This window comes from Rhodococcus sp. Z6_132 (assembly GCF_058133635.1).
The window spans coordinates 662,202-684,830 of record NZ_JBYUNP010000003.1; the positions used below are offsets into that span (position 1 = coordinate 662,202).

Sequence of the window (22,629 nt, forward strand, 5' to 3'; positions counted from 1 at the left end):
CTGGGCCTTCGGTCAGTGGCTGATGATCTTGCTCAGGAAGTCCTTGGCGCGGTCGGAGCTGGGGGAGTCGAAGAAGACGTCGGGAGCGGCGTCCTCCACCACCTGGCCGTCGGCCATGAACAGCACGCGGTCGGCGGCCCGACGGGCGAAGCCCATCTCGTGGGTCACCACCACCATCGTCATCCCGTCCCTGGCCAGCGACGTCATCACGTCGAGGACCTCGTTGATCATCTCCGGGTCCAGCGCCGAGGTCGGCTCGTCGAACAGGATCACCTTGGGGTCCATGGCCAGGGCCCGGGCGATGGCCACTCGCTGCTGCTGACCACCGGAGAGCTGCGCGGGCATCTTGTCGGCCTGCTCGGCGATGCCCACCCGGGCGAGCAGCTCGCGGCCCCGCTCGTTGGCCTTCTGCTTGCTCAGCTTGCGCACCTTGATCGGCCCGAGCGTGACGTTGTCCAGGACCGTCTTGTGGGCGAAGAGGTTGAACGACTGGAACACCATGCCGACGTCGGAGCGCAGGGCGGCGAGCGCCTTGCCCTCGTCGGGCAGCGGCACGCCATCGACGGTGATGGTGCCGCTGTCGATGGTCTCCAGCCGGTTGATGGTGCGGCACAAGGTGGACTTGCCTGAACCGGACGGGCCGATCACCACCACAACCTCACCGGTGTGCACGGTGAGGTTGACGTCCTTGAGCACGTGCAGGTCGCCGAAGTGCTTGTTGACCTCGCTCATCACCACCAGCGGCGCCCCGGTGGACCCGCGGCGGGCGGGCTGGTCCGACGACTTGCCGAGAGGCACAGCGGTGCCGCTCTGATCGCTGGACGCGTCCTGGGTGGCGTGCGCGTTGGTCATGGCGGGGAAGGTACCGCAGCAGGAGGCGCCGAGTCGCCCACCGCCGCTGTGTCAGGTAAGGCGTTATGCAACGTTCACACGAGCACGAGGGGGTCGCCGCCCGCGCGGTGCACGCCACCGCGGGCCGTAGCCTGGCCGGTGTGGAACACGCAGTGACAGGATCGGCCGGGTCAGCCGCGCACTCAGCGCTGTCCATGGAAGCGCCAGCGGCACAATCGATGCCGGCCCAGGGGCAGGGGCGCAGCTACCAGGTGCGCACCTACGGCTGCCAGATGAACGTGCACGACTCCGAGCGCCTCGCCGGGATGCTGGAGGCCGCCGGCTACACCGCCGCCGACCCGGGTGAGCAGGCTGACGTAGTGGTGCTCAACACGTGCGCGGTGCGGGAGAACGCCGACAACAAGCTCTACGGCAACCTCGGCCACCTCGCCTCCACCAAGGCCGCGCACCCGGGCATGCAGATCGCCGTCGGCGGCTGCCTGGCCCAGAAGGACCGCGAGGGCATCGTCAACCGCGCGCCCTGGGTGGACGTGGTGTTCGGCACCCACAACATCGGCTCGCTGCCCGCCCTGCTGGAGCGCGCTCGGCACAACGAGCAGGCCCAGGTGGAGATCCTGGAGTCCCTCGACGTCTTCCCGTCCGCGCTGCCGGCCAAGCGGGACTCCGCCTATTCCGGCTGGGTGTCCATCTCGGTGGGCTGCAACAACACCTGCACCTTCTGCATCGTGCCCTCGCTGCGCGGCACCGAGGTGGACCGCCGTCCCGGCGACGTGCTCGCCGAGGTGCGCGCCCTGGTGGAGCAGGGGGTGCTGGAGGTCACCCTGCTCGGGCAGAACGTCAACGCCTACGGGGTGTCCTTCGGCGAGCGCAGCGCCTTCGCCGACCTGCTGCGAGCCTGCGGGCAGGTCGACGGCCTGGAGCGGGTGCGCTTCACCTCCCCGCACCCCCGCGACTTCACCGAGGACGTCATCCACGCGATGGCCGAGACGCCGAACGTGTGCCCACAGCTGCACATGCCGCTGCAGTCCGGCTCCGACCGCATCCTCAAGGCCATGCGCCGCTCCTACCGCAGCGAGCGCTACCTGGGCATCATCGACCGGGTGCGGGAGCTGATGCCGCACGCGGCCATCACCACCGACATCATCGTGGGTTTCCCCGGCGAGACCGAGCAGGACTTCCAGGACACCCTGGAGGTGGTGCGCCGCTCCCGGTTCGCCAGCGCCTTCACCTTCCAGTACTCCCCGCGTCCGGGGACCCCGGCGGCCACCATGGGCGAGCAGGTGCCCAAGGAGGTGGTGACCGAGCGCTACGGCCGGCTGACCGCGCTGCAGGAGGAGATCTCGCTGCAGGCCAACCGTGACCTCATCGGTACTCGCGTGGAGCTGCTGGTGGCCTCGGGCGAGGGCCGCAAGGACGCCAGCACCGCCCGGCTCAGCGGCCGGGCCCGCGACGGTCGGCTCGTGCACTTCGCCACCGGTGGGGCCGAGATCCGCCCCGGCGACGTGGTGGAGACGGTGGTGACCTACGCCGCCCCGTTCCACCTGGTGGCCGACGGTGACCCGTTGTCGCACCGGCGGACCCGGGCCGGGGACAACGCCGCGGCCGCGCGGGCGCCGCAGACCCCCGGCACCGCGACCCCCGGCGTCCTGCTGGGCCTGCCGGTACCCAGGGCTGCACGCGTCTGACCGGACGAGGACACTGGTCTGCGCTGATCTTCTGCGCTGCCCTGCGCTGATCTCTGGAGGAAGTGTGGACGACAACCGTCGCCGAGAGCTCACCGACGAGGAGCTGCTCGGCATCCGGGACGAGGTCGACTCGGTGGAGCGGCGGGTGACCGGCACCATCGAGCCGGGCCTGCGCGGCATCGTCATCGCGGTCGCGGTGCTCGCCGGGATCCTGTCGATGATCCTGCCGCAGGCGGGCACCGCCACCGGCTGGGACGTGCTGGTGCACGACGACACCGCGGTGGCCGAGGGCGTGATCCTGCCGCTGCGGCTGTTCGCCGGCGGCCTGGTCTTCGTGGTGATCGCCTCCGCCGCGGCGCTGCTGGCCCGGCGCTGGGTGCTGGCCTGGGTGGCCACCCTGGGCAGCGGCTTCGTGTCCTTCCTGGGCCTGCTCGCGGTGTGGTCCCGCCAGACGCTGGCGGTGGACAGCACCGGTGGCGGACCCGGCGTGGGGCTGTTCCTGGCCTGGGCCGCAGTGGTGGTGCTGACCTTCCAGTGGCTGCGCATCGTCTGGACCCGGGTGGAGCTCACCCACGGACGGCCCATCCCCAACAACTAGTCGGCAGAACCACGGGAGCCGGTCACCGCGATGCGGTGACCGGCTCCCGTGCTGTGGTGCTGGTTACTGGTTACTGGAGCGCCTGCTCCGTGCTGGTTACTGGAGCGCCTGCTCCGCGGTCTGCGCCCACTCGCGCCACTGCGCCGCCTGCGCCTCGGCCTCCTCGGCCCGCTTGACCTTGCCCGCGGCGCGGGCCTTGGCGGCCTGCTCCTCCAGGTGGGTGGCCCGCTCGTGGAACTGCGCCGCCCGGGCCTGGGCCTCGGGGTCGGTGCGCTGCCACTGCTTGTCGGTGGCCTCCCGCACGCGCTGCTCCACCGCGCGCATCCGGCCCTCGAGCTCCTGCATGCGGTCGCGCGGCACCTTGCCGATGTCGTCCCAGCGCTCCTGCAGCGAGCGCAGCGCGTTGCGCGCCCCCTCCAGGTCGGTGGCCGGGTCGAGCTGCTCCGCCGCGACCAACAGCTCTTCCTTGGCCACCGCGTTGGCGGTGAACTCCTCGTCGCGCTCGGCCGCGGCGGCGTTGCGGGCGGCGAAGAACACGTCCTGCGCGGCCTTGAACCGCTGCCACAGCGCATCCTCGGCCTCGCGGGGAGCGCGGCCGGTGCCCTTCCACTCCGCCATCAGGTCGCGGAAGCGGCCCGCGGTGGGGCCCCAGTCGGTGGAGCCGGACAGCGACTCGGCCTCCACCACCAGCTCCTCCTTGCGGGAGCGGGCACCCGCGCGGTCGCGGTCGAGCTCGGCGAAGTGCGCGCCGCGCCGGCGGTTGAACGCCTCCCGGGCCTTGGAGTAGCGCTTCCACAGCGCGTCGTCGGACTTGCGGTCGAGCCCGCGGATGGTCTTCCACTCCTCGAGGATGGCGCGCAGCCGGTCGCCGCTCGCCTTCCACTGGGTGCTCTCCGCCCCGATCTGCTCGGCCTCGGCGGCCAGGGCCTCCTTGCGCGCGGCCTGGGCGGCGCGGGCGGCCTCCTTGCGGCTGCGGTCCGCGGCGGCCTTCTCGTCGGTCACCGTCAGCAGCGCCTCCAGGCGGGCCTGCAGGCTCTCGACGTCGCCGACCACCGCGGCGGTGGGCAGGGTCTCCAGCAGTGCCCGCACCGCCTGCTGGGTGTGCTTGGCGTCGCCGGTGCCGGCCTCCAGCCGCTTCTCCAGCAGCACCACCTCGGTGGCGAGGTCGTCGAAGCGGCGGGCGAAGTGGGCCAGGCCCTCGGCGGGCTCACCGGCCTGCCAGGACCCGACCTGTCGCTCGCCGTCCTTGGTGCGCAGCCACACCCCACCGTCGTCGTCCACCCGGCCGAAGCGGCTGGCGCTGGCAGCGGGAGCGACCGCGCGCGGCGTGGCCGGCGTGGTCGGGGCGGGGGCGGCGGAGGGCCGGGGACCCGGGCGCGGACCGCCCGGCTTGGGCATCCCGGGCTTGGGGCCGGCGGGGCGGGGAGAGTCGCCGGGGGTGGTCGCCTGCTCGGGGGATGCTGGGTTCTCGGTCATTGGCCTGCCTCGTCCTGCCGCGCGTCACGGCTGCCCACGTGCTCGTGCACCCGGCCGGTTCGCCGAGTGCTGTGGCCATTGAAACAGGTAATGGCCCCGGTGAGAACCAAGCAGCGCCCTGACGGTGCACTACCCTCGGCCCCCGTGCTGACCGCAGTGGTGCTCGTGCCTGTTCCTCCGCTGCTGGTTCCCGAGCTGGCCGGCGCCGCCGCGGCCGAGACCGACGACCTTCGCACGGCCTGCCTCCGCGCCGCCCGGGTGCTCACCGACCTGGCCTCGCCGTGGACTTCCGTTGGCGTGCACGACACCTCGTGTCGGCTGGGTCCCCCGACGACCGGCTCGTGGCACGGCTACGGCGCGGACGTGACCGTGGCCCTCGGCGCAGGCACTGAGACCTCGTCGACAGAGCTTCCCGGCGACCTCCCGCTGCCCGTGCTGGTGGCCGGCTGGCTGCGCGGACAGGTGGCGGCAGAGGCCAGCGTGGACGTGCGCCTGACCGCCGCGGACGCCTCGCCGCAGGAGTGCGCCGAGCAGGGCCGGGCACTGGCCGCCGAGCTGGCCCAGGACCCGCGCCCGCAGGGACTGCTGGTGCTCGGCGACGGCTGCACCACCCTCACCGAGAAGGCGCCGGGTGCGCTCGACGAGCGCGCCGCCGCCCTGCAGGCCGAGCTCGACCACGCGCTGGCCACCGCCGACTGCGGCGCCCTCGCCGCGCTGGACGCGCAGCTGTGCGCGGAGCTCGGCGCGAGTGGTCGGGTGCCCTGGCAGGTCGCCGCAGCCGCGGCCGCGGCCGCCGGGGACGGCTGGCGCACCGAGACCCTCTACCGCGGGGCGCCCTACGGCGTGGGCTACCAGGTGGCGACGTGGCAGCGCTGAGCCCGGGCTCGGCGGTGCCCCGGCCGGTGGCCATCGTGGGGCCCACCGCCACCGGCAAGTCCGAGCTGGCCCTGCAGCTGGCCGAGGAGCTCGGCGGGGAGGTGGTCAACGCCGACGCCCTGCAGCTGTACCGCGGCATGGACATCGGCACCGCCAAGACCCCGCCGGAGCAGCGCCGCGGCATCATCCACCACCAGCTGGACGTGCTGGAGGTGACCGAGACCGCCAGCGTCGCGCACTACCAGCGCACCGCGCGCGCCGACGTGGAGGCGATCCAAGGACGCGGTGCCGTGCCGGTGATCGTCGGCGGCTCGGGACTGTACGTGCAGGCGCTGCTGGACGAGCTCACCTTCCCCGCCACCGACCCGGCGGTGCGTGCCCGCTGGGAGGCCGAGCTGGCGGTGCGCGGACCGCTGGAGCTGCACCAGGAGCTGGCCCGGGTGGACGCCGAGGCGGCCCGCAAGCTGCTGCCCTCCGACGGTCGGCGCATCGTGCGGGCGCTGGAGGTGGTGGAGCTGACCGGACAGCCCTTCAGCGCCTCCCGGCCGGAGGTGGGCACCCCGCGCTGGAACACCGTGCTGATCGGTCTGGACCGCGACACCGCCGAGCTGGACGCCCGCATCGAGGCGCGCACCGCGACCATGTTCACCCAGGGGCTGGTGGCGGAGGTGCACCAGCTGCTGGAGCACGGGCTGCGCGAGGGCGTCACCGCGCGCCGGGCGCTGGGCTACTCCCAGGTGCTGGCCGCCCTGGACGGCGAGCACGACCTGGCCGAGGCGCAGCGGGCCACCGCCGCCGGCACCCGCCGCTTCGTGCGCCGGCAGCGCTCGTGGTTCCGCCGCGACCAGCGGGTGCACTGGCTCGACGCCGCCGACCCGGCCCTGCCCGAGCTGGCGCTGCAGCTGCTGCGGCCGGAGCGGCTCCACCCCTAGGACAGGCCGTCGGCGATCTGCGCGAGCGCGGCCAGGTGGGCCTCGAGGGCACTGCGTCCGGCGGGCGTCAGCGCCACCCAGGTGAGCCTGCGGGAGTCCGCGCGCACGGGGGAGCGCTCCTTGCGCATCGTCACGAATCCCGCCTCGGCGAGCACCCTGAGGTTCTTGGACAGGGTGGCGTCACTGAGCCCGAGGGTGTCCCGGACGACGGCGAACTCCAGCTCGGACACCCACCGCAGCAGGCCACAGACCCGCAGGCGTGCGGGCGAGTGGATGACCTCGTTGAACGCGGGGGAGGTGCGGTCGCTCATGCCCGCTCGGCAGTGGTGCGGGCCAGCTCGCTGCGGAGGACGTCGTCGTAGCGGCGCCCGAGCACCACGGTGGTGACGAGGGCCAGGACGGCGGGCAGCAGCGCCCACCCTGAGGCGAGGCCGGCGAGCTTGCCGAAGGTGGAGGCCACCATGGCCAGCAGGAAGATCCCGGCCGTCAGGAACAGCAGGCGACGGCTGCGCGGGCCGGCAGGCTGGGTGGTGGAGATGCCGTAGCGCCGCCGGTACGTCGTGGTGAGGACCGGGATCGCGATGACGCCGAGGGCCACCAGCACGACGGCTGCTGATCCTGGCAGTGCCTGCGCGCCGACGATGAGCGCCACGATGAGGCCGAGGCTGGGGTGGTACCACCAGGGCGTCACCATCTGCTCGGCCAGCCGGGCGCCGTCCACGTCCAGGCCATCCAGCGCCTGGCGTGCCTGGGCTGGCGTGAGTGCTCCCGCCGGGGCGAAGTCGTTTTCCATGTCGGCAAGTCTACGGTTTGCTTGCCAACAGGGAAAGTCACTTTTCAGGGCAGCTCAGGTGCTGGGGCTGGCGCTGGGTGAGCGTGGCGGCGGGCAGCCCGCGGATGGCGGCGTCGAGCACCTGCACGGTGTGCGCCACCGCCAGCGAGTGCCCGGCCCGCTCGGCGGCGGTGGCGATCTGCATGAGGCAGCCGGGGTTGGCCGTCACCAGCAGCTGCGCCCCGGTGGCGAGGACGGTGGCGGCCTTGCGGTCGCCGAGCTCGTCGGCCGTGGCCGGGTGGAGGACGTTGTAGACGCCGGCGGAGCCGCAGCAGGTGGTGCCGTCGGCGATCTCGCGGACCTCCACCCCCGGGATCTCGCGCAGCAGCGTGCGGGGCTGCGCGCGGACGCCCTGGGCGTGGGCCAGGTGGCAGGCGTCGTGGTAGGCCACCGACAGGTCCAGGCGGTGGCGCGGAGCCACGGTGCCCAGCTCCGCGAGCAGCTCGGAGACGTCGCGGACCTGGTCGCTGAGCAGCGCGGCCCGCTCGGCGTAGCGGGGGTCGTCGCGCAGCAGGTGGGCGTAGTCCTTCATCTGCGAGCCGCAGCCTGCGGCGTTGACCACCACGTGGGTCACCTCTGCGGCCAGGAACGTCTCGATGAGCGCGCGGGCGAACCGCAGGCCCTCCTCCTCCCGGCCCAGGTGCTCGCTCAGCGCTCCGCAGCACTTCTGCCGGGCGGGCGTGTGCACCTCGCACCCCTCTGCGGCCAGCACCCGGGCGGTGGCGGCGTTGACGTCGGGGAAGAACACGCTCTGCACGCAGCCGGTGAGCATGCCGACCACCGCCCGCCGCGGTCCCACTGCGGGGGTCACCTCCGGAATCCGCTCCATCGGGGCCAGGGGTGGGGCCAGCGACTCCATCACCCGCAGCGACGGCGAGACCCGGTCCAGCAGCCCGGAGCGGCGCAGCACCGGGGACAGCCCGCTGCGCTGGTAGGCGCGCAGCGGCCCGCGCAGCAGCCGCAGCCGGCGCGGGTAGGGGAAGGTGCGGAAGATCAGCCCGCGCAGCAGCCGGTCCCGCCACGGCCGGGTGTGCCGCCGCTCCACCTGCGGACGGACCGCCCCGATCAGCTTGTCGTACTGCACCCCGGAGGGGCACGCGCTGACGCAGGCCATGCAGCCCAGGCAGGCGTCGAAGTGCTGCACCCGCGCCGGGGTCATCGGCTCGCTCTCCAGCCCGGTCTTCATCAGGTGGATGCGGCCGCGCGGGGAGTCCATCTCCTCGCCCCAGAGGGTGTACGTGGGGCAGGAGGGCAGGCAGAAGCCGCAGTGCACGCAGTCGCCGACGAGCGCCTCCGAGGGCGGGTGGTGGCCGTCGAAGGCGGAGGTGGGCTGGGCGTCCTGGGGCGGGCTGGTGGGCTGGTAGCCCACCACCGGCACACCGAGGGACACGTTCTCGGCCATCAGGTACCTCCTGGTCCCCGACCGGGCGCGAGGGTGTGGCTGGGGTCGAGCTCGTTCTTCACCCGGTGCATCAGCCGCAGCAGCGCCGGCTCCAGCGGGCCCCACACGTCCAGCTGGTGCCCGGCTGGCGCGCGCAGCACCAGGGCGGAGCCCTCCACGGCGGTGCACGACGCGCGGGCGGCGTCCAGCAGCACCGGTGCGTCGGCCCCCGTGCAGCCCACCTGGAGCACCCCCACCCCGACCGACCCGCGCACGTGGTGGGCCAGTCCCGGCGCGGCCAGGGCGTCGAGCACGGCGGGCAGGGCGGTGGGCGGGTGGGCCAGCTTGAGCAGCACCTCACCGTCCGGCAGGGCGCCCCAGCCCGGGGGAGGGGTGTCGGCGACGACGGAGCGGACGCCGAGCAGCTGGGCGACGGTCTCGGCGCGGGCGGCCAGCCCTGCGGCCACCCCCTCCAGCTGCACCGCCACGGTGGTGGCGCCGTCGGGGTCGCGGTGCAGCTGCAGCGCGGTGGGGCTGACCTGCGAGCCGCGCACCGCGGCCAGCGCGGCCGCCGCGGCGATGCTGCCCGGCGCCGGGGTGCTCACCCAGCACACCGCCTCGGGCAGCGGGCGCAGCCGGAACCAGGCGTCGGTGAGCACGCCGAGGGTGCCGCGGGAGCCGGTGTAGAGCTTGCCCAGGTCGTAGCCGGCGACGTTCTTGACCACCTTGCCGCCGGAGCGGGCGACGGTGGCGTCCCCGGCCACGGTGGTGGTGCCCAGCATCAGGTCGCGGACGGTGCCGTGCTGGTAGCGCTCCGGGCCGGAGAGGTCGGCGGCCACCAGCCCGCCGATGGCGCTGGTGGGCAGCGGTGAGCTCACCGCCAGCCGCTGTCCGTGCGGGGCCAGGGCGGCCTGCAGGTCGGCCAGCCGCGCGCCGGCCTGCACGTGCACCACCAGGTCGCCGGCGGCGTGCTCGAGCACGGCGTCCATCCGGCCCAGCTCCAGGTGCACGTCCACCGGTGGGCCCGGCAGCCAGTCCACGGTGCTGGCCCCACCCACCGGCAGCACGGTGGCGTGGGCCTGCCCGGCGGCGCGCAGCACCGCGGCCACCTCGTCGGTGTCGGCCGGGCGCGCGGTCAGCCCGTGGCCGAGCGCTCCGCCGGGGCGCACGTGCTCCGCGCCCACCGCGGCGACCAGTGCCTCGGCCAGCCGCTCGGTGTCGGTGGTGGCCGAGGGGCCGGCGCTGGAGACGTCGCTAGAAGACATCGGCGATCCCTGCCTCCACCAACGGGTGCGCCCGCGTGCGGCGCCCGGGCACCTCCCCGCACAGCCGGGGGGTGGGAAAGACCTTGCCCGGGTTGCTCAGCGCCTGCGGGTCGAAGGCGCACCGCACCCGCTGCATGGTGTCCAGGTCGGCGGCGGTGAACATCTTGGGCATGTGCTTGGCCTTGTCGGCGCCCACTCCGTGCTCGCCGGTGATCGACCCGCCGTGGTGCAGGCAGAGGTCCAGGATGCCGCCGCTGACCTCCTCGGCACGCTCGGCCTCGCCGGGCTTGGCGGCGTCGAAGAGCACCAGCGGGTGCAGGTTGCCGTCGCCGGCGTGGAAGACGTTGGCCACCCGCACGCCGGCACCCTCGGCCAGCTCGCGCATGGCGGTGAGCACCTCCGCCAGCGCGGTCCGGGGGATGACGCCGTCCTGCACGATGTAGTCGGGGCTGATGCGACCCACCGCGGCGAAGGCAGACTTGCGGCCCCGCCAGATGAGGGCGCGCTCGACGTCGTCGGCGGCCACCCGGATCTCGAACGACCCGTTGTCCTGGCAGTGCTGCTGCACCGCGGCGAAGGTGTGCTCGACCTCCGCGGCCGGACCGTCCAGCTCCACCACCAGCACCGCACCCGCACCGTCGGGGTAGCGGCAGTGCACCGCCGCCTCGGCGGCCTCGATGGCGAGGGCGTCCATCATCTCGATCGCCGCGGGCACCACCCCGGCGCTGATGATCGCCGACACCGCGGCCCCGGCGGCGTCGGTGGAGGGAAATCCCGCCAGCAGGGTGCGGACCGTCTCCGGCGTCCGCAGCAGCCGCACCACCACCTTGGTGGCGATGCCGAGGGTGCCCTCGCTGCCGACGAACACCCCGCGCAGGTCGTAGCCGGGGCAGTCGCGGCTGCGCCCGCCGAGCATGAGCAGCTCGCCGTCCGGGGTGACCACCTCCACCCCGAGCACGTGGTTGGTGGTGAAGCCGTACTTCAGGCAGTGCGCCCCGCCGGAGTTCTCCGCCACGTTGCCGCCCACCGAGCACACCTGCTGGCTGGACGGATCAGGGGCGAAGTACCAGCCCAGCGGACCGGTGGCTCGGCTGACGTCGAGGTTGATCACCCCGGGCTCCACCACGGCCAGCTCGTTGTCCACGTCGATCTCCAGGATGCGGCGCATCTGCGAGGTGACGATGAGAACCCCGTCAGCCCGCGGCAGCGCCCCGCCGGAGAGCCCGGTGCCCGAGCCCCGGGCCACGAACGGCACGCCCAGCTCCACGCACACCCGCACGCAGTGCTGCACCTGGGCGGCGTCGGTCGGCAGCGCCACCACCGCCGGGGTGACGCGGTAGTGCGCCAGCCCGTCGCACTGGTAGGTGCTCAGCCGGGTGGGGTCGGTGAGCACGCCCTTCTCGCCCAGGCCCGCGCGCAGCCGCTGCGCCAGCACGTCCACGTCCACCGGCGCGTGCTCGGGCGGCACCGGTGCCTGCTCCACCTCGGTGGTCATGGCTGCTCACGGCATCCGGGCGTAGGCGGGCAGGGTGAGGAACTCCGAGAGGTCGCTGCTCAGCGCCATCTCGGTGAACAGCGCGCGGCCCTGCTCGTAGCCGCCCTGCTGGTAGGCGTCCTCGCCCACGGCCTGCTCGATCTTGGCCAGCTCCTCGTCCACCAGCTGCTGCACCAGCTCGGTGGTCACCTTGGCGCCGCTGGAGAGCACCACGTCGTTGTGCAGCCACTGCCACACCTGGGTGCGGGCGATCTCCGCGGTGGCGGCGTCCTCCATCAGGTTGAAGATCCCCACCGCGCCCTGCCCTCGCAGCCACGCCGAGAGGTACTGGATGCCCACGCTGATGTCGTTGCGCAGCCCCTCCTCGGTGGCCTCGCCCGGGGTGGAGCGCACGTCCAGCAGCTGGTCGGCGGTGACGTGCACGTCCTCCCGCGTGTTGTCCAGCTGGTGGGGCCGCTCGCCGAGGACCTCGGTGAACACCTCGGTGCACAGCCCCACCATGTCCGGGTGTGCCACCCAGGAGCCGTCGAAGCCCGCCCGAGCCTCCCGGGTCTTGTCCTCGGTGACCTTCCTGGTGGCGTTGGCGTTGACCTCCTCGTCGCGGCGGGAGGGGATGAACGCGGCCATGCCGCCGATGGCGTGCGCGCCGCGCTTGTGGCAGGTGCGCACCAGCAGCTCGGTGTAGGCCCGCATGAACGGCGCGGTCATGGTCACGGAGTTGCGGTCGGGCAGCACGAAGTCGGCGCCGCGGTGGGCGAAGCACTTGATGGTGCTGAACAGGTAGTCCCAGCGTCCGGCGTTGCACCCGGCGGAGTGCTCGCGCAGCTCGTGCAGGATCTCCTCCATCTCGAACGCCGCGGGCAGCGTCTCGATGAGCACGGTGGCGCGGATGGTGCCGCGCGGGATGCCGAGGGCCTGCTGGGCGTGCAGGAAGACGTCGTTCCACAGCCGAGCCTCGAGGTGGCTCTCCATCTTGGGCAGGTAGTAGTAGGGGCCCTGGCCCAGCTCGACCTGCTTGCGGCCACTGGTCACCAGGTACAGCGTGAAGTCGAACAGCGAGCCGGAGACCTCCTCCCCGTCCACCAGCACGTGCTTCTCCGGCAGGTGCCACCCGCGCGGACGCACCACGATGGTGGCCAGCTCCTCCGCCGGGCGCAGCGCGTAGCTCTTGCCGCCCTCGGCGGTGAAGTCGATGGTGCGGTCCAGCGCCGCCCGCAGGTTCAGCTGGCCCTGCACCATGTTCGGCCACAGCGGGGTGTTGGCGTCCTCGAAGTCGGCCAGCCACACCTTGGCGCCGGAGTTCAGCGCGTTGATGGTCATCTTGGCGTCGGTGGGGCCGGTGATCTCGGCCCGCCGGTCCACCAGCCCCGGCGCCGGCGGCGCCACCGACCAGCTGTCGTCGCTGCGGACGTCGGCGGTCTCGGGCAGGAAGTCCAGCGTGCCACCGGCGTCCAGGCCGGCCTGGCGGCGCTGGCGGGCCTCGAGCAGCTCGCGCCGTCGGGGGTTGAACCGGCGGTGCAGGTCGGCCAGCAGGCCCAGCGCCTCGTCGGTGAGCACGCAGTCGAAGCCGTCCTGGCGCTCGCCACGGACCTCGATGCCGGTGGGTGGTGCGGTGGCCATGGCGTTCCTCCGCACTCCGCAGGACGGAATCGAGCCGCTGATGCATCACGACGGTAGGACTGGCCTGTGACCTGCGCAACAGCAGCGATGGTCGGGGTACGAACCTAGGATGAGCGCCGTGGACTTCGCCAAGGGGCACGGCACCCAGAACGACTTCGTGGTGCTGCCCGACGTGGACGGGATGCTCGACCTCACCGCCAAGCAGGTGACCGCGCTGTGCGACCGGCGCCGCGGCCTGGGCGCCGACGGGGTGCTGCGGGTGGTGCGCGCCGGCGCGCTGGAGGAGCCCCTCGCCGAGGGGGTGTGCGCCGACGACTGGTTCATGGACTACCGCAACGCCGACGGCTCCATCGCGGAGATGTGCGGCAACGGCGTCCGGGTGTTCGCGCACTACCTGCGGGCAACCGGCCTGGAGCCGCGCGACGAGTTCGTGGTGGGCACCCGAGCCGGCGCCCGGCCGGTGGTGGTGCACGCCGGCGACGGCGCGTTCGGCGAGGTGACCGTGGACATGGGCCCTGCCCGGGTGCTCGGCGGCGGCACCGCCGCCCTGGCCGGGGAGCTCTTCGGCGGTGTGGCCGTGGACCTGGGCAACCCGCACCTGGCCTGCGTCACCGACCGCGACCTCAGCACCTTCGACCTGAGCACCCAGCCCGGCTTCGATGCCACGCTCTTCCCGCACGGGGTGAACATCGAGCTCGTCAGCCCGCTGGCCGGGGGCGAGGTGCACATGCGGGTGCACGAGCGCGGGGTGGGGGAGACCCGCTCCTGCGGCACCGGCACCGTCGCCGCTGCGGTCGCGGCCCTCAAGGTCGCGGGGGCGAGCACCGGGGACGTGGCGGTGAACGTGCTGGGCGGACAGGTGCGGGTGAGCATCTCCGAGCACACCAGCCACCTGCGCGGCCCGTCCGTGCTGCTGGCGCACGGCAGCATCGACCCGCACTGGTGGGCCGCCCCGGCATAGGTTCTGCCCTGGGCATATCTCAGTGGGCAATCATCGCGTTCCGTGGGACCATGGGCGTTGTATGACGAACTCATCCACGTGGGACGACCACGACACAGATGCCCCCATCGACGCCGCTGCCGCGGACGGTGCCCCCTTCGACGAGGTTCCCCTCGGCGAGGCCGAGTCCCCGGACGGCGCCTCCGGAGACACCTTCTCCCCGGGCCCCGACCACGACCCCTCGGTCGGCGAGATGCAGCTGCAGGAGCGCACCTCGTTGCGCCGCGTCGCCGGGCTGTCCACCGAGCTCACCGACGTCACCGAGGTCGAGTACCGCCAGCTCCGCCTGGAGCGCGTCGTGCTCGTCGGTGTCTGGATGCAGGGCAGCACCGCCGAGGACGCCGAGCTGAGCCTGGCCGAGCTGGCCGCGCTGGCCGAGACCGCCGGCTCGGAGGTGCTCGAGGGCCTGGTCCAGCGGCGCGACAAGCCCGACCCGGCCACCTACATCGGCTCCGGCAAGGCTGCCGAGCTGCGCGACATCGTGGTGGCCACCGGCGCGGACACCGTGATCTGCGACGGCGAGCTGACCCCGGCGCAGCTGAACGCGCTGGAGAAGGTGGTCAAGGTCAAGGTGGTGGACCGCACCGCGCTGATCCTGGACATCTTCGCCCAGCACGCCACGTCCCGCGAGGGCAAGGCGCAGGTGGCGCTGGCCCAGATGCAGTACATGCTTCCCCGCCTGCGCGGCTGGGGTGAGTCGATGTCCCGGCAGGCCGGCGGTGCCGGCGGCAGTGCCGGCGGGGTGGGTCTGCGTGGACCTGGTGAGACCAAGATCGAGACCGACCGGCGACGCATCCGCGAGCGGATGGCCAAGCTGCGTCGGGAGATCAAGGGCATGAAGCAGGCGCGCGACACCAAGCGCGACAGCCGCCGCCGCAACGAGGTGCCCAGCGTGGCCATCGCCGGCTACACCAACGCCGGCAAGTCCAGCCTGCTCAACGCCCTCACCGGTGCCGGGGTGCTGGTGCAGAACGCGCTGTTCGCCACCCTCGACCCGACCACGCGCCGGTCCGAGCTGGCCGACGGTCGCGAGTACGTGCTCACCGACACGGTGGGGTTCGTGCGGCACCTGCCCACCCAGCTGATCGAGGCGTTCCGCTCCACCCTGGAGGAGGTCGCCGACGCCGACCTGCTGCTGCACGTGGTGGACGGGTCGGACCCGCAGCCCACCCAGCAGGTGGCCGCGGTGCGCCAGGTGCTGGTGGAGGTGGCCGACGAGCGCAAGACCGGGCTGCCGCCGGAGCTGATCGTGGTGAACAAGGTGGACGTGGCCGACCCGGTGGTGCTGGCCCAGCTGCGCAACCTGATGCCGGACGCGGTCTTCGTTTCCGCCCACACCGGGGAGGGCATGGACGAGCTGCGGCAGCGGCTGGTCGAGCTGATGCCGCACCCGGAGGTGGAGGTGGACGTGCTCGTGCCCTTCACCCGCGGTGAGCTGGTCGCGCGGGTGCACTCGGAGGGGGAGGTGCTCGAGGAGACCCACCAGCCCGAGGGCACGCACCTGCGGGCGCGGGTGCGTGCCGACCTTGGAGCGGCGCTGGTGGAGTTCGCCAGCCCGCAGGTGCCTGCCTAGAGCTTGCGCATCACCGAGACCACCTTGCCGAGCACGGTGGCCTCGTTGCCGGGGATGGGCTCGAAGGCGGCGTTGTGCGGTATCAGCCACACCTCGCCGTCTCGGCGCTTGAACGTCTTGACGGTGGCCTCGCCGTCGATCATGGCGGCCACGACGTCACCGTTCTCGGCGACGTTCTGCTGGCGCACCACCACCCAGTCGCCGTCGCAGATCGCCGCGTCGATCATCGACTCGCCGACCACGCGGAGCATGAACAGGGTGCCGTCGCCCACCAGCTCGCGGGGGAGGGGGAAGACCTCTTCCACCGCCTGCTCGGCCAGGATGGGGCCACCGGCGGCGATGCGGCCCAGCACCGGCACGAAGGTGGGGGTGGGCATCTGCTGCAGCACGCTGCCGCCCTCACCGGTGGTGGCCGCAGCCGCCTGGTTGGCCAGGTCTTCGGGCATCCGCACGTCCACCGCCCGCGGGCGGTTGGGGTCGCGTCGGAGGAACCCCTTGCGCTCCAGCGCCTTGAGCTGGTGGGACACCGATGAGGTGGAGGTCAGGCCGACGGCCTCGCCGATCTCGCGGACGCTGGGCGGGTAGCCCCGCACCTCGACCGAGTCCCGGATCACCTCGAGCACCTTGCGCTGGCGCGGCGTGAGGCCGGCGGCGGCGGCCGACAGGTCGGCGGTCTCCTCGGCGGTGGCACCCGGAGCGGCACCCGCCGTGGTCGGGGCGCCGGGAGTGTGGCTGCTCATCGTGTGATGCCTCCTGTGGGGAACCGCGAGTGGTCCGGTGCTCTGCGACGAGGCCGCGCGGGTGTGCGTCCACCTGCGGAACTTCGCCAAAGTGCGGTGGTGTTCTGGTGATTCGAACTTAGTCCTGCAGCAGGTCACATTCAAACACCTGTTCGATCAACACGCCGACAGCTCTCGATTTTGTCGGTCGCCCCTGGTAGACATCGACCAGACGTTCGAATCGAACGCCTGTTCGACACGGGAGGTTGACATGCTCGATCTGGCTGATCGCCGCTCCACCCTGCACCGCGCGGGCGTTCGCAACGCACACTCACGTCTCGCTGGGCCACGTCTCACTGACTCCCTGCTGGTTGACCCGCGACGCCGCGCCGACCTGTTCGAGCTCGAGCGCGAGCTGCGCTCGCTGGGCTCCCTGCGGGCCGGGGACGCTGGGGCGGCGCGCACCGTGGAGGCGCCCCGGCGCACCCGCCGTCCCCGCGAGGTCGCCCGCCGCCGCCCGGCTGGGCGCCTGGTCGAGTACGGCACCGCCCCACTCCGCCGGGCAGCCTGCACGCCACGGGTCACTCGACCGTCCCCGGCTCAGGTGCGCCTGCGCCTGGTGGTCACCGGCGCCGTGCTCGCCGGCGCGCTCGCGCTCGGCGTGCTCGCCGTGGTGACCCTGGGGGGAGGCGGCGACGCCCCCATGCCCACGCAGACGGCCGTCACCCAGGTGCGCGCCGGGGAGAGCCTGTCCGCGGTGGCGGTGCGCTCGGCCCCGGGGGTGCCCGCGGCGGCCATGGTGCAGCGCATCGTCGATCTCAACGCCCTGGACACGGTCGCCGTGCGCCCCGGCCAGTCGCTGGTCGTGCCCGTCGGCGGATGACGCTGGACACGTGCTGGCGCCGTCGACCCCGCCGGACTGCTGGTGGCACACCGTCTCCGCGAGGCGGACACGCCGACCGGGCTGGGGAGACGCAAAATCCGTTGCCGATGGCTTGCATCGGGGCCTAGTGGGGATTACGGTCATGACCACAACATCTAGTAGTTACATAGATGTGGTTAGTCCACAGGTTGGGGTCCCACTGTGTAGGGGGATCCACAGGTTGTCCACGGATCCGTCCACACCCACGCCCTAGCTTGGCGTGCTCCGACGGCCTGCGGGCAGCGGGGCTTGTCGTCCGAGAAGGGGATGTCGTGCACTGTCCGTTCTGTCGTCACTCCGACTCTCGCGTGGTCGACTCGCGCGAGGTCGAGGACGGCCAGGCCATCCGCCGCCGTCGCGCGTGCCCGGAGTGCGGGCGGCGCTTCACCACGGTGGAGAACGCGGTGCTGTCGGTGGTCAAGCGCAGCGGCGTCACCGAGCCCTTCAGCCGCGACAAGGTGATGGTGGGCGTGCGTCGCGCCTGCCAGGGCCGACCCGTCAACGACGACGCGCTCAGCCTGCTGGCCCAGCAGGTGGAGGACCAGGTGCGGGCCGGGGGATCGGCCGAGATCCCCAGCCACGAGGTCGGCCTGGCCATCCTCGGTCCGCTGCGCGAGCTCGACGAGGTCGCCTACCTGCGGTTCGCCTCCGTCTACCGCTCCTTCACCTCCGCCGACGACTTCGAGAAGGAGATCCGCGCGCTGCGCCAGCACGCGCGGCACGCGGACGGCGTCTCCGAGTAGTCCCGCACCGTCTGCGGCGCAGGCGGTCACCCCACAGCACCCCACCGGCACTCGTGCCGGTTTCCCACCCCATTCAGCAACGCCAGACCAGAGCAGCAGCAGTGAGAGAGAGGCCCATCCCATGACGGAGACCGTCGGAGCCCACACATCCGGTTCGAGCAGCCGCTCGGCCAAGGGCGGCAAGCAGAACCGCAAGGCCGGCGTTCGGATGGAGCGGGTCTACACCACTGCGGGCGTGCACCCCTACGACGAGGTCACCTGGGCCCAGCGCGACGTGGTCATGACCAACTGGCGCGACGGCACGGTGAACTTCGAGCAGCGCGGGGTGGAGTTCCCCGAGAGCTGGTCGCTCAACGCCGTCAACATCGTCACCAGCAAGTACTTCCGCGGGGCGGCCGGCTCGGACACCCGCGAGCGCAGCCTGCGCCAGCTGCTCAACCGCGTGGTGGACACCTACACCAAGGCCGGCCTGGAGCACGGCTACTTCGCCTCCGACGAGGACGCGGAGATCTTCTCCCACGAGCTCACCTGGATGCTGCTCAACCAGGTCTTCAGCTTCAACTCCCCGGTGTGGTTCAACGTCGGCACCGCCTCGCCGCAGCAGGTCAGCGCCTGCTTCATCCTCGCGGTGGACGACACCATGGACTCGATCCTGAACTGGTACAAGGAAGAGGGGATGATCTTCAAGGGCGGCTCCGGCGCCGGCCTGAACCTCTCCCGCATCCGCTCCTCCAAGGAGCTGCTGTCCTCCGGCGGCACCGCCTCCGGCCCGGTCAGCTTCATGCGTGGTGCCGACGCCTCCGCCGGCACCATCAAGTCCGGTGGCGCCACCCGCCGCGCGGCCAAGATGGTCGTCCTCGACGTCGACCACCCCGACATCCAGGAGTTCGTCGAGACCAAGGCCAAGGAGGAGAACAAGATCCGCGTCCTCCGCGACGCCGGTTACGACATGGACCTCGGTGGCGCCGACATCACCAGCGTGCAGTACCAGAACGCCAACAACTCGGTGCGCGTCAGCGACGAGTTCATGCGTGCGGTGGAGAACAGCAGCGAGTTCGGCCTGCGTGCCCGCGACACCGGCGACGTCATCGAGACGGTGGACGCCAAGACGCTGTTCCGCTCCATCGCCACCGCCGCGTGGGAGTGTGCCGACCCGGGCATCCAGTACGACGACACCATCAACGACTGGCACACCTGCCCCGAGTCGGGTCGCATCAGCGCCTCCAACCCCTGCAGCGAGTACATGCACCTGGACAACTCCAGCTGCAACCTGGCGTCGCTGAACCTGATGAAGTTCCTGACCGACGACGGCGGCTTCGACGCGGCCACCTTCGCCAAGGCCGTCGAGATCATCATCACCGCGATGGACATCTCCATCTGCTTCGCCGACTTCCCCACCGAGCCCATCGGGGACACCACCCGCAAGTTCCGTCAGCTGGGCATCGGCTACGCCAACCTGGGCGCGCTGCTCATGGCCACCGGCCACGCCTACGACTCCGAGGGTGGCCGGGCGCTCGCCGCGTCCATCACCTCGCTGATGACCGGTGCCGCCTACAAGCGCTCCGCCGAGATGGCCGGCGTGGTCGGCCCGTACGAGGGCTACGCCCGCAACGCCGAGGCGCACCAGCGCGTCATGCGCAAGCACGCCGCGGCCAACGACCAGGTGCGCACCCTGCACCGCACCGACGCTGCCGTGCACAAGGCGGCCACCGCGGTGTGGCAGGAGGGCCTCAAGATCGGTGCCGCCAACGGCTGGCGCAACGCCCAGGCCAGCGTCCTGGCGCCCACCGGCACCATCGGTTTCATGATGGACTGCGACACCACCGGCATCGAGCCGGACTTCTCGCTGGTCAAGTTCAAGAAGCTGGTCGGCGGCGGCTCCATGCAGATCGTCAACCAGACGGTGCCGCGCGCGCTGACCTCGCTGGGCTACCAGCCCGAGCAGGTCGAGGCCATCGTCGAGCACATCGCGGCCAAGGGTCACGTCATCGACGCTCCCGGCCTCCGTCCGGAGCACTACGAGGTGTTCGACTGCGCCATGGGTGCCCGGGCCATCGCCCCGATGGGCCATGTCCGGATGATGGCAGCGGCCCAGCCGTTCCTGTCCGGTGCCATCTCCAAGACGGTGAACATGCCGGAGACGGCCACCGTCGAGGAGGTCGAGGGCATCTACTTCGACAGCTGGAAGCTGGGCATCAAGGCGCTGGCCATCTACCGCGACAACTGCAAGGTGGGCCAGCCGCTGTCCGCCGGCAGCTCGGGCTCGGCCAGCTCCAACAAGACCGTGGTGACCGAGATCGTGGAGGCCGCGCCCACCCGCAAGCGCCTGCCCAAGAAGCGCAACGGCCAGACGGTGTCCTTCGCCGTCGGTGGCGCCGAGGGCTACGTGACGGCGGGCAACTACCCCGACGGCCACGTGGGCGAGATCTTCGTCAAGATGAGCAAGCAGGGCTCCACCCTCTCCGGTGTGATGGACGCCTTCTCGATGGCCATCTCCATCGCGCTGCAGTACGGCGTGCCGCTGGAGACCTACGTGTCCAAGTTCGTGAACATGCGCTTCGAGCCGTCGGGCATGACCGACGACCCGGACGTGCGCATCGCGACCTCGGTGGTGGACTACCTGTTCCGTCGCCTGGCGCTGGACCACCTGCCGGCGGAGAAGCGCGCCGAGCTGGGCATCTACTCCGCGGAGGAGCGCTCGGCCAAGGTGGCGGCCACCGACTACGGCACCGGTGCCCCGGCCGAGGTGGACGTGGAGGGTCTGCGTTCCGGCGTGGGCACCGAGCCCACCGTCGACCCGGATGAGGTGGCCGTGGCCACGCCCGCGCCGGGTGGTGTCGGCAGCTCGGCCGAGCTGCTGGAGCTGGTGATGGGCATGGCCACCGACGCGCCGCTGTGCTTCACCTGCGGCACCAAGATGCGCCCGGCCGGCTCCTGCTACGTCTGCGAGGGCTGCGGCTCCACCAGCGGCTGCAGCTGAGGGCGAGGCTTGCCGGGATGTCCTGCGGTTTCTCGCGGGATGTCCCGGCGGGCTCGCCGGAATGTCATTGCGGCTAGCGGTGATATTTCTTGCCAAGCTCGGCAACTCGTCTGAACTTGGCAAGTAGCTCCTCTCAGCCGCCCCGGCCGCCTCGCGCGGCCGGGGCGGCCCCATTGCCAGAGCCAGGGGCCGGTGCCGTGGAGTGCAACCCTGGTGGCGAACCGGACATCATCGGGCGTGCACTGAGCGACGTCAGGAGGGCACCGTCCCCTTATGGCCGCGCTGCCCGGAGCCGCAAGAGCTGCCGGCTATGTGCTGAGTGCAGTGAGCAGCTCGAGGCCGACGCGGTCGACGCTGCGCAAGTCGTTCGCCAACACGACCACACCCATCCCGGCGGCCGGCACGAACCCAGCGAACGCTCGGAAGCCGCCGGTGCCGCCGTTGTGCCAGAGCATGATGTGGTCGCCGCTGATCGGCACTCGCAGCCAGCCGAGCCCGATGCCGAGTCTCTTGCCGGGCCGGCGCTCCGGGTGGGTGAGTGCGATCGCCGGTCCCAGCGGGGTGGCGTCCGGGCGGAGCTGGGCGTGCAGGAAGGTGAGCATGTCGGTGGCTGTGGAGCGCAGCGCACCCGCGCCGGGCAGGCCGGCGACCTCCCAGTGGCCGGTGGTACGCCGGCGCCGGCGGTGGCCGTCGGCCTCCCGCTGCGCCTGCTCCCGGTTGGGGAGGAGCACGGTGTCGACCATTCCGAGCGGCTCGCAGATCCGTGACTGCACCAACTCACCGAAGTCATGGCGCGCAGCGGCGGCGACCAGCGCGTGGCCCAGCACGCCCGCACCGAGGTTCGAGTAGGCGATTCGGCCGGTGCCGGGCGTGTGGCGCAACTCGGTCTCGCCCAGCGCGGTCAGCAGCGCGGCGCGGTCGATCTCCTTCCACGGGTCGCCGGCACGAGCCTTCCACGCAGCCCAGATCGCGGCCCGAAGCGGCATCGGGTTGTTGGGCAGCCCCGCGGTGTGCGTCGCCAGGTGCTCGACGGTGATCGCGACGCCGTCGCGGGTCGGGACGGCGACTTCTGGCAGCAGGTCGCCGACCGGAGTGTCGAGGGACAGCTCGCCGCGCGTCACGGCCTCGGCGAGCAGCAACGCGGTGAACACCTTGGTGACCGAGCCGATCTCGAACAGGCTGTCGGCGCGGGGCGCGGGGCCGTTAGGCGCGCGGATGCCCCCCTTAGGCACGACGGACCGCGCGCCGGCGGACGTCACCGCCCCCACCACCAGCCCGACGTGCTGCTTGCCGTGCCGGGCAGCGATGCGCTCGACGGCCTCGTCGAGAGCGCCAGGGTCGATCACGCGGGTTTCCTCCGTTCGCCCAGCTCAAGCGAGGAGCTGTCTCATGTGGATGACTAAAGTACGTCTTAGAGCCAGGTCACCACCTGGCCGTCCGGGCGCCCGGGGTGAACCGCACGTTGGGCGCACCCGACGGCGGACTGCTCGTCCGGGTTCTGGATGCCGTCGAGGTAGACCGTGCCGCTGAACCAGTCCGTGGGGCCCACCGCGGTCTGGCCGCCGCTGGGCGTGAGCTTCATGGCGTCTCCTTCTCTCGTTCTTGCCGACGAGGCTCGATGTCGCCACGCTACGGACGGATGCGGTGCCCGAGGAGCGAGCCGCGATCACCCGCGCTGCG

20 protein-coding genes are annotated in these 22,629 nt (G+C 72.2%); 9 read left to right on the plus strand and 11 right to left on the minus strand.

All coding sequences use genetic code 11. The features are described 5' to 3' along the window. Window positions 1-12: 12 nt before the first annotated feature. Window positions 13-732: an amino acid ABC transporter ATP-binding protein gene (locus AC3YO9_RS16310; RefSeq protein ID WP_164860699.1), complete on the minus strand. Its 720-nt coding sequence runs from the start codon at window positions 730-732 to the stop codon at window positions 13-15. Between the two features lie 338 nt (window positions 733-1,070). Here AC3YO9_RS16310 and miaB point away from each other — a divergent pair, with 338 nt between their 5' ends. Together miaB and AC3YO9_RS16320 are read left to right on the plus strand one after the other, a co-directional pair. Further along, window positions 1,071-2,537, plus strand: coding sequence for a tRNA (N6-isopentenyl adenosine(37)-C2)-methylthiotransferase MiaB (gene miaB / locus AC3YO9_RS16315; protein WP_241249793.1), 1,467 nt, complete (start codon window positions 1,071-1,073; stop codon window positions 2,535-2,537). A 64-nt stretch (window positions 2,538-2,601) separates the two neighbouring features. Beyond that, entirely contained in the window at window positions 2,602-3,135 is a 534-nt protein-coding gene (locus AC3YO9_RS16320; protein ID WP_489983905.1) for an Rv2732c family membrane protein, read from the plus strand. A 96-nt stretch (window positions 3,136-3,231) separates the two neighbouring features. Here AC3YO9_RS16320 and AC3YO9_RS16325 read toward each other — a convergent pair whose 3' ends face one another. Further along, the gene (locus AC3YO9_RS16325) at window positions 3,232-4,611 is read right to left on the minus strand and encodes a DUF349 domain-containing protein (RefSeq protein ID WP_127782425.1); all 1,380 of its coding nucleotides are present in this window, start codon (window positions 4,609-4,611) and stop codon (window positions 3,232-3,234) included. 144 nt (window positions 4,612-4,755) lie between these two features. Between AC3YO9_RS16325 and AC3YO9_RS16330 the strand changes: the two genes are divergently transcribed. Both AC3YO9_RS16330 and miaA read left to right on the plus strand, forming a co-directional pair. Beyond that, window positions 4,756-5,487 (plus strand): class III extradiol ring-cleavage dioxygenase family protein, encoded by a 732-nt coding sequence (locus AC3YO9_RS16330; RefSeq protein WP_489983906.1) that lies wholly within the window; start codon window positions 4,756-4,758, stop codon window positions 5,485-5,487. Further along, the gene (gene miaA / locus AC3YO9_RS16335; RefSeq protein WP_489983907.1) at window positions 5,475-6,419 is read left to right on the plus strand and encodes a tRNA (adenosine(37)-N6)-dimethylallyltransferase MiaA; all 945 of its coding nucleotides are present in this window, start codon (window positions 5,475-5,477) and stop codon (window positions 6,417-6,419) included. Before AC3YO9_RS16330 ends, miaA begins: the two co-directional genes overlap by 13 nt. On the opposite strand, the gene AC3YO9_RS16340 is transcribed toward miaA, so the two are convergent. From AC3YO9_RS16340 to aceB, 6 genes are read right to left on the minus strand one after another with little or no spacing between them, the layout of a single operon-like run. Then, window positions 6,416-6,730: a transcriptional regulator gene (locus AC3YO9_RS16340; protein ID WP_127782427.1), complete on the minus strand. Its 315-nt coding sequence runs from the start codon at window positions 6,728-6,730 to the stop codon at window positions 6,416-6,418. The two genes, miaA and AC3YO9_RS16340, sit on opposite strands and share 4 nt — an antisense overlap. Beyond that, a complete protein-coding gene (locus AC3YO9_RS16345) occupies window positions 6,727-7,212 on the minus strand; it encodes a hypothetical protein (protein ID WP_489983908.1) in 486 nt (161 codons plus the stop codon). Before AC3YO9_RS16345 ends, AC3YO9_RS16340 begins: the two co-directional genes overlap by 4 nt. Before the next feature lie 37 nt (window positions 7,213-7,249). Beyond that, window positions 7,250-8,653, minus strand: coding sequence for a (Fe-S)-binding protein (locus tag AC3YO9_RS16350; RefSeq protein ID WP_489983909.1), 1,404 nt, complete (start codon window positions 8,651-8,653; stop codon window positions 7,250-7,252). Next, window positions 8,653-9,897, minus strand: coding sequence for an FAD-binding oxidoreductase (locus AC3YO9_RS16355; RefSeq protein ID WP_489983910.1), 1,245 nt, complete (start codon window positions 9,895-9,897; stop codon window positions 8,653-8,655). The genes AC3YO9_RS16350 and AC3YO9_RS16355 overlap by 1 nt, the downstream gene beginning before the upstream one ends. Then, entirely contained in the window at window positions 9,887-11,392 is a 1,506-nt protein-coding gene (locus tag AC3YO9_RS16360; protein WP_489983911.1) for an FAD-linked oxidase C-terminal domain-containing protein, read from the minus strand. The genes AC3YO9_RS16355 and AC3YO9_RS16360 overlap by 11 nt, the downstream gene beginning before the upstream one ends. A 6-nt stretch (window positions 11,393-11,398) precedes the next feature. After that, window positions 11,399-13,012, minus strand: a complete 1,614-nt coding sequence (aceB, locus tag AC3YO9_RS16365) for a malate synthase A (RefSeq protein WP_489983912.1) — start codon at window positions 13,010-13,012, stop codon at window positions 11,399-11,401. A gap of 118 nt (window positions 13,013-13,130) precedes the next feature. On the opposite strand from aceB, the gene dapF reads away from it, so the two are divergent. Continuing rightward, window positions 13,131-13,973 (plus strand): diaminopimelate epimerase, encoded by an 843-nt coding sequence (dapF, locus tag AC3YO9_RS16370; RefSeq protein WP_127782433.1) that lies wholly within the window; start codon window positions 13,131-13,133, stop codon window positions 13,971-13,973. A 232-nt stretch (window positions 13,974-14,205) separates the two neighbouring features. Next, window positions 14,206-15,585 carry a GTPase HflX gene (gene hflX / locus AC3YO9_RS16375; protein WP_241249863.1) on the plus strand — a complete coding sequence of 460 codons (1,380 nt, stop codon included), beginning with the start codon at window positions 14,206-14,208 and terminating at the stop codon, window positions 15,583-15,585. On the opposite strand, the gene lexA is transcribed toward hflX, so the two are convergent. Further along, window positions 15,582-16,250 carry a transcriptional repressor LexA gene (lexA, locus tag AC3YO9_RS16380; RefSeq protein ID WP_489984090.1) on the minus strand — a complete coding sequence of 223 codons (669 nt, stop codon included), beginning with the start codon at window positions 16,248-16,250 and terminating at the stop codon, window positions 15,582-15,584. The two genes, hflX and lexA, sit on opposite strands and share 4 nt — an antisense overlap. 325 nt (window positions 16,251-16,575) lie before the next feature. Here lexA and AC3YO9_RS16385 point away from each other — a divergent pair, with 325 nt between their 5' ends. From AC3YO9_RS16385 to AC3YO9_RS16395, 3 genes are all read left to right on the plus strand, one after another. Then, window positions 16,576-17,187 (plus strand): LysM peptidoglycan-binding domain-containing protein, encoded by a 612-nt coding sequence (locus AC3YO9_RS16385; protein WP_489983913.1) that lies wholly within the window; start codon window positions 16,576-16,578, stop codon window positions 17,185-17,187. Window positions 17,188-17,498: 311 nt separating this feature from the next. After that, the gene (nrdR, locus tag AC3YO9_RS16390; RefSeq protein WP_489983914.1) at window positions 17,499-17,969 is read left to right on the plus strand and encodes a transcriptional regulator NrdR; all 471 of its coding nucleotides are present in this window, start codon (window positions 17,499-17,501) and stop codon (window positions 17,967-17,969) included. Window positions 17,970-18,090: 121 nt separating this feature from the next. Then, on the plus strand, window positions 18,091-20,949 hold the full coding sequence (locus tag AC3YO9_RS16395) for a vitamin B12-dependent ribonucleotide reductase (protein ID WP_489983915.1): 2,859 nt from the start codon (window positions 18,091-18,093) through the stop codon (window positions 20,947-20,949). A 308-nt stretch (window positions 20,950-21,257) separates the two neighbouring features. On the opposite strand, the gene AC3YO9_RS16400 is transcribed toward AC3YO9_RS16395, so the two are convergent. Further along, complete coding sequence (locus AC3YO9_RS16400) at window positions 21,258-22,295, minus strand: serine hydrolase domain-containing protein (RefSeq protein WP_489983916.1); 1,038 nt, start codon at window positions 22,293-22,295, stop codon at window positions 21,258-21,260. A gap of 65 nt (window positions 22,296-22,360) precedes the next feature. Next, complete coding sequence (locus AC3YO9_RS16405) at window positions 22,361-22,531, minus strand: hypothetical protein (RefSeq protein ID WP_206518110.1); 171 nt, start codon at window positions 22,529-22,531, stop codon at window positions 22,361-22,363. Window positions 22,532-22,629: the final 98 nt, after the last annotated feature.

Coding starts and splice junctions, on each gene's coding strand:
- AC3YO9_RS16310 (WP_164860699.1), bottom strand. CDS start 732: ATGAGCGAGGTCAACAAGCACTTCGGCGACCTGCACGTGCTCAAGGAC.
- miaB (WP_241249793.1), top strand. CDS start 1,071: ATGCCGGCCCAGGGGCAGGGGCGCAGCTACCAGGTGCGCACCTACGGC.
- AC3YO9_RS16325 (WP_127782425.1), bottom strand. CDS start 4,611: ATGACCGAGAACCCAGCATCCCCCGAGCAGGCGACCACCCCCGGCGAC.
- AC3YO9_RS16340 (WP_127782427.1), bottom strand. CDS start 6,730: ATGAGCGACCGCACCTCCCCCGCGTTCAACGAGGTCATCCACTCGCCC.
- AC3YO9_RS16345 (WP_489983908.1), bottom strand. CDS start 7,212: ATGGAAAACGACTTCGCCCCGGCGGGAGCACTCACGCCAGCCCAGGCA.
- AC3YO9_RS16350 (WP_489983909.1), bottom strand. CDS start 8,653: ATGGCCGAGAACGTGTCCCTCGGTGTGCCGGTGGTGGGCTACCAGCCC.
- AC3YO9_RS16355 (WP_489983910.1), bottom strand. CDS start 9,897: ATGTCTTCTAGCGACGTCTCCAGCGCCGGCCCCTCGGCCACCACCGAC.
- AC3YO9_RS16360 (WP_489983911.1), bottom strand. CDS start 11,392: ATGACCACCGAGGTGGAGCAGGCACCGGTGCCGCCCGAGCACGCGCCG.
- aceB (WP_489983912.1), bottom strand. CDS start 13,012: ATGGCCACCGCACCACCCACCGGCATCGAGGTCCGTGGCGAGCGCCAG.
- hflX (WP_241249863.1), top strand. CDS start 14,206: ATGCAGCTGCAGGAGCGCACCTCGTTGCGCCGCGTCGCCGGGCTGTCC.
- AC3YO9_RS16385 (WP_489983913.1), top strand. CDS start 16,576: ATGCTCGATCTGGCTGATCGCCGCTCCACCCTGCACCGCGCGGGCGTT.
- AC3YO9_RS16395 (WP_489983915.1), top strand. CDS start 18,091: ATGACGGAGACCGTCGGAGCCCACACATCCGGTTCGAGCAGCCGCTCG.
- AC3YO9_RS16405 (WP_206518110.1), bottom strand. CDS start 22,531: ATGAAGCTCACGCCCAGCGGCGGCCAGACCGCGGTGGGCCCCACGGAC.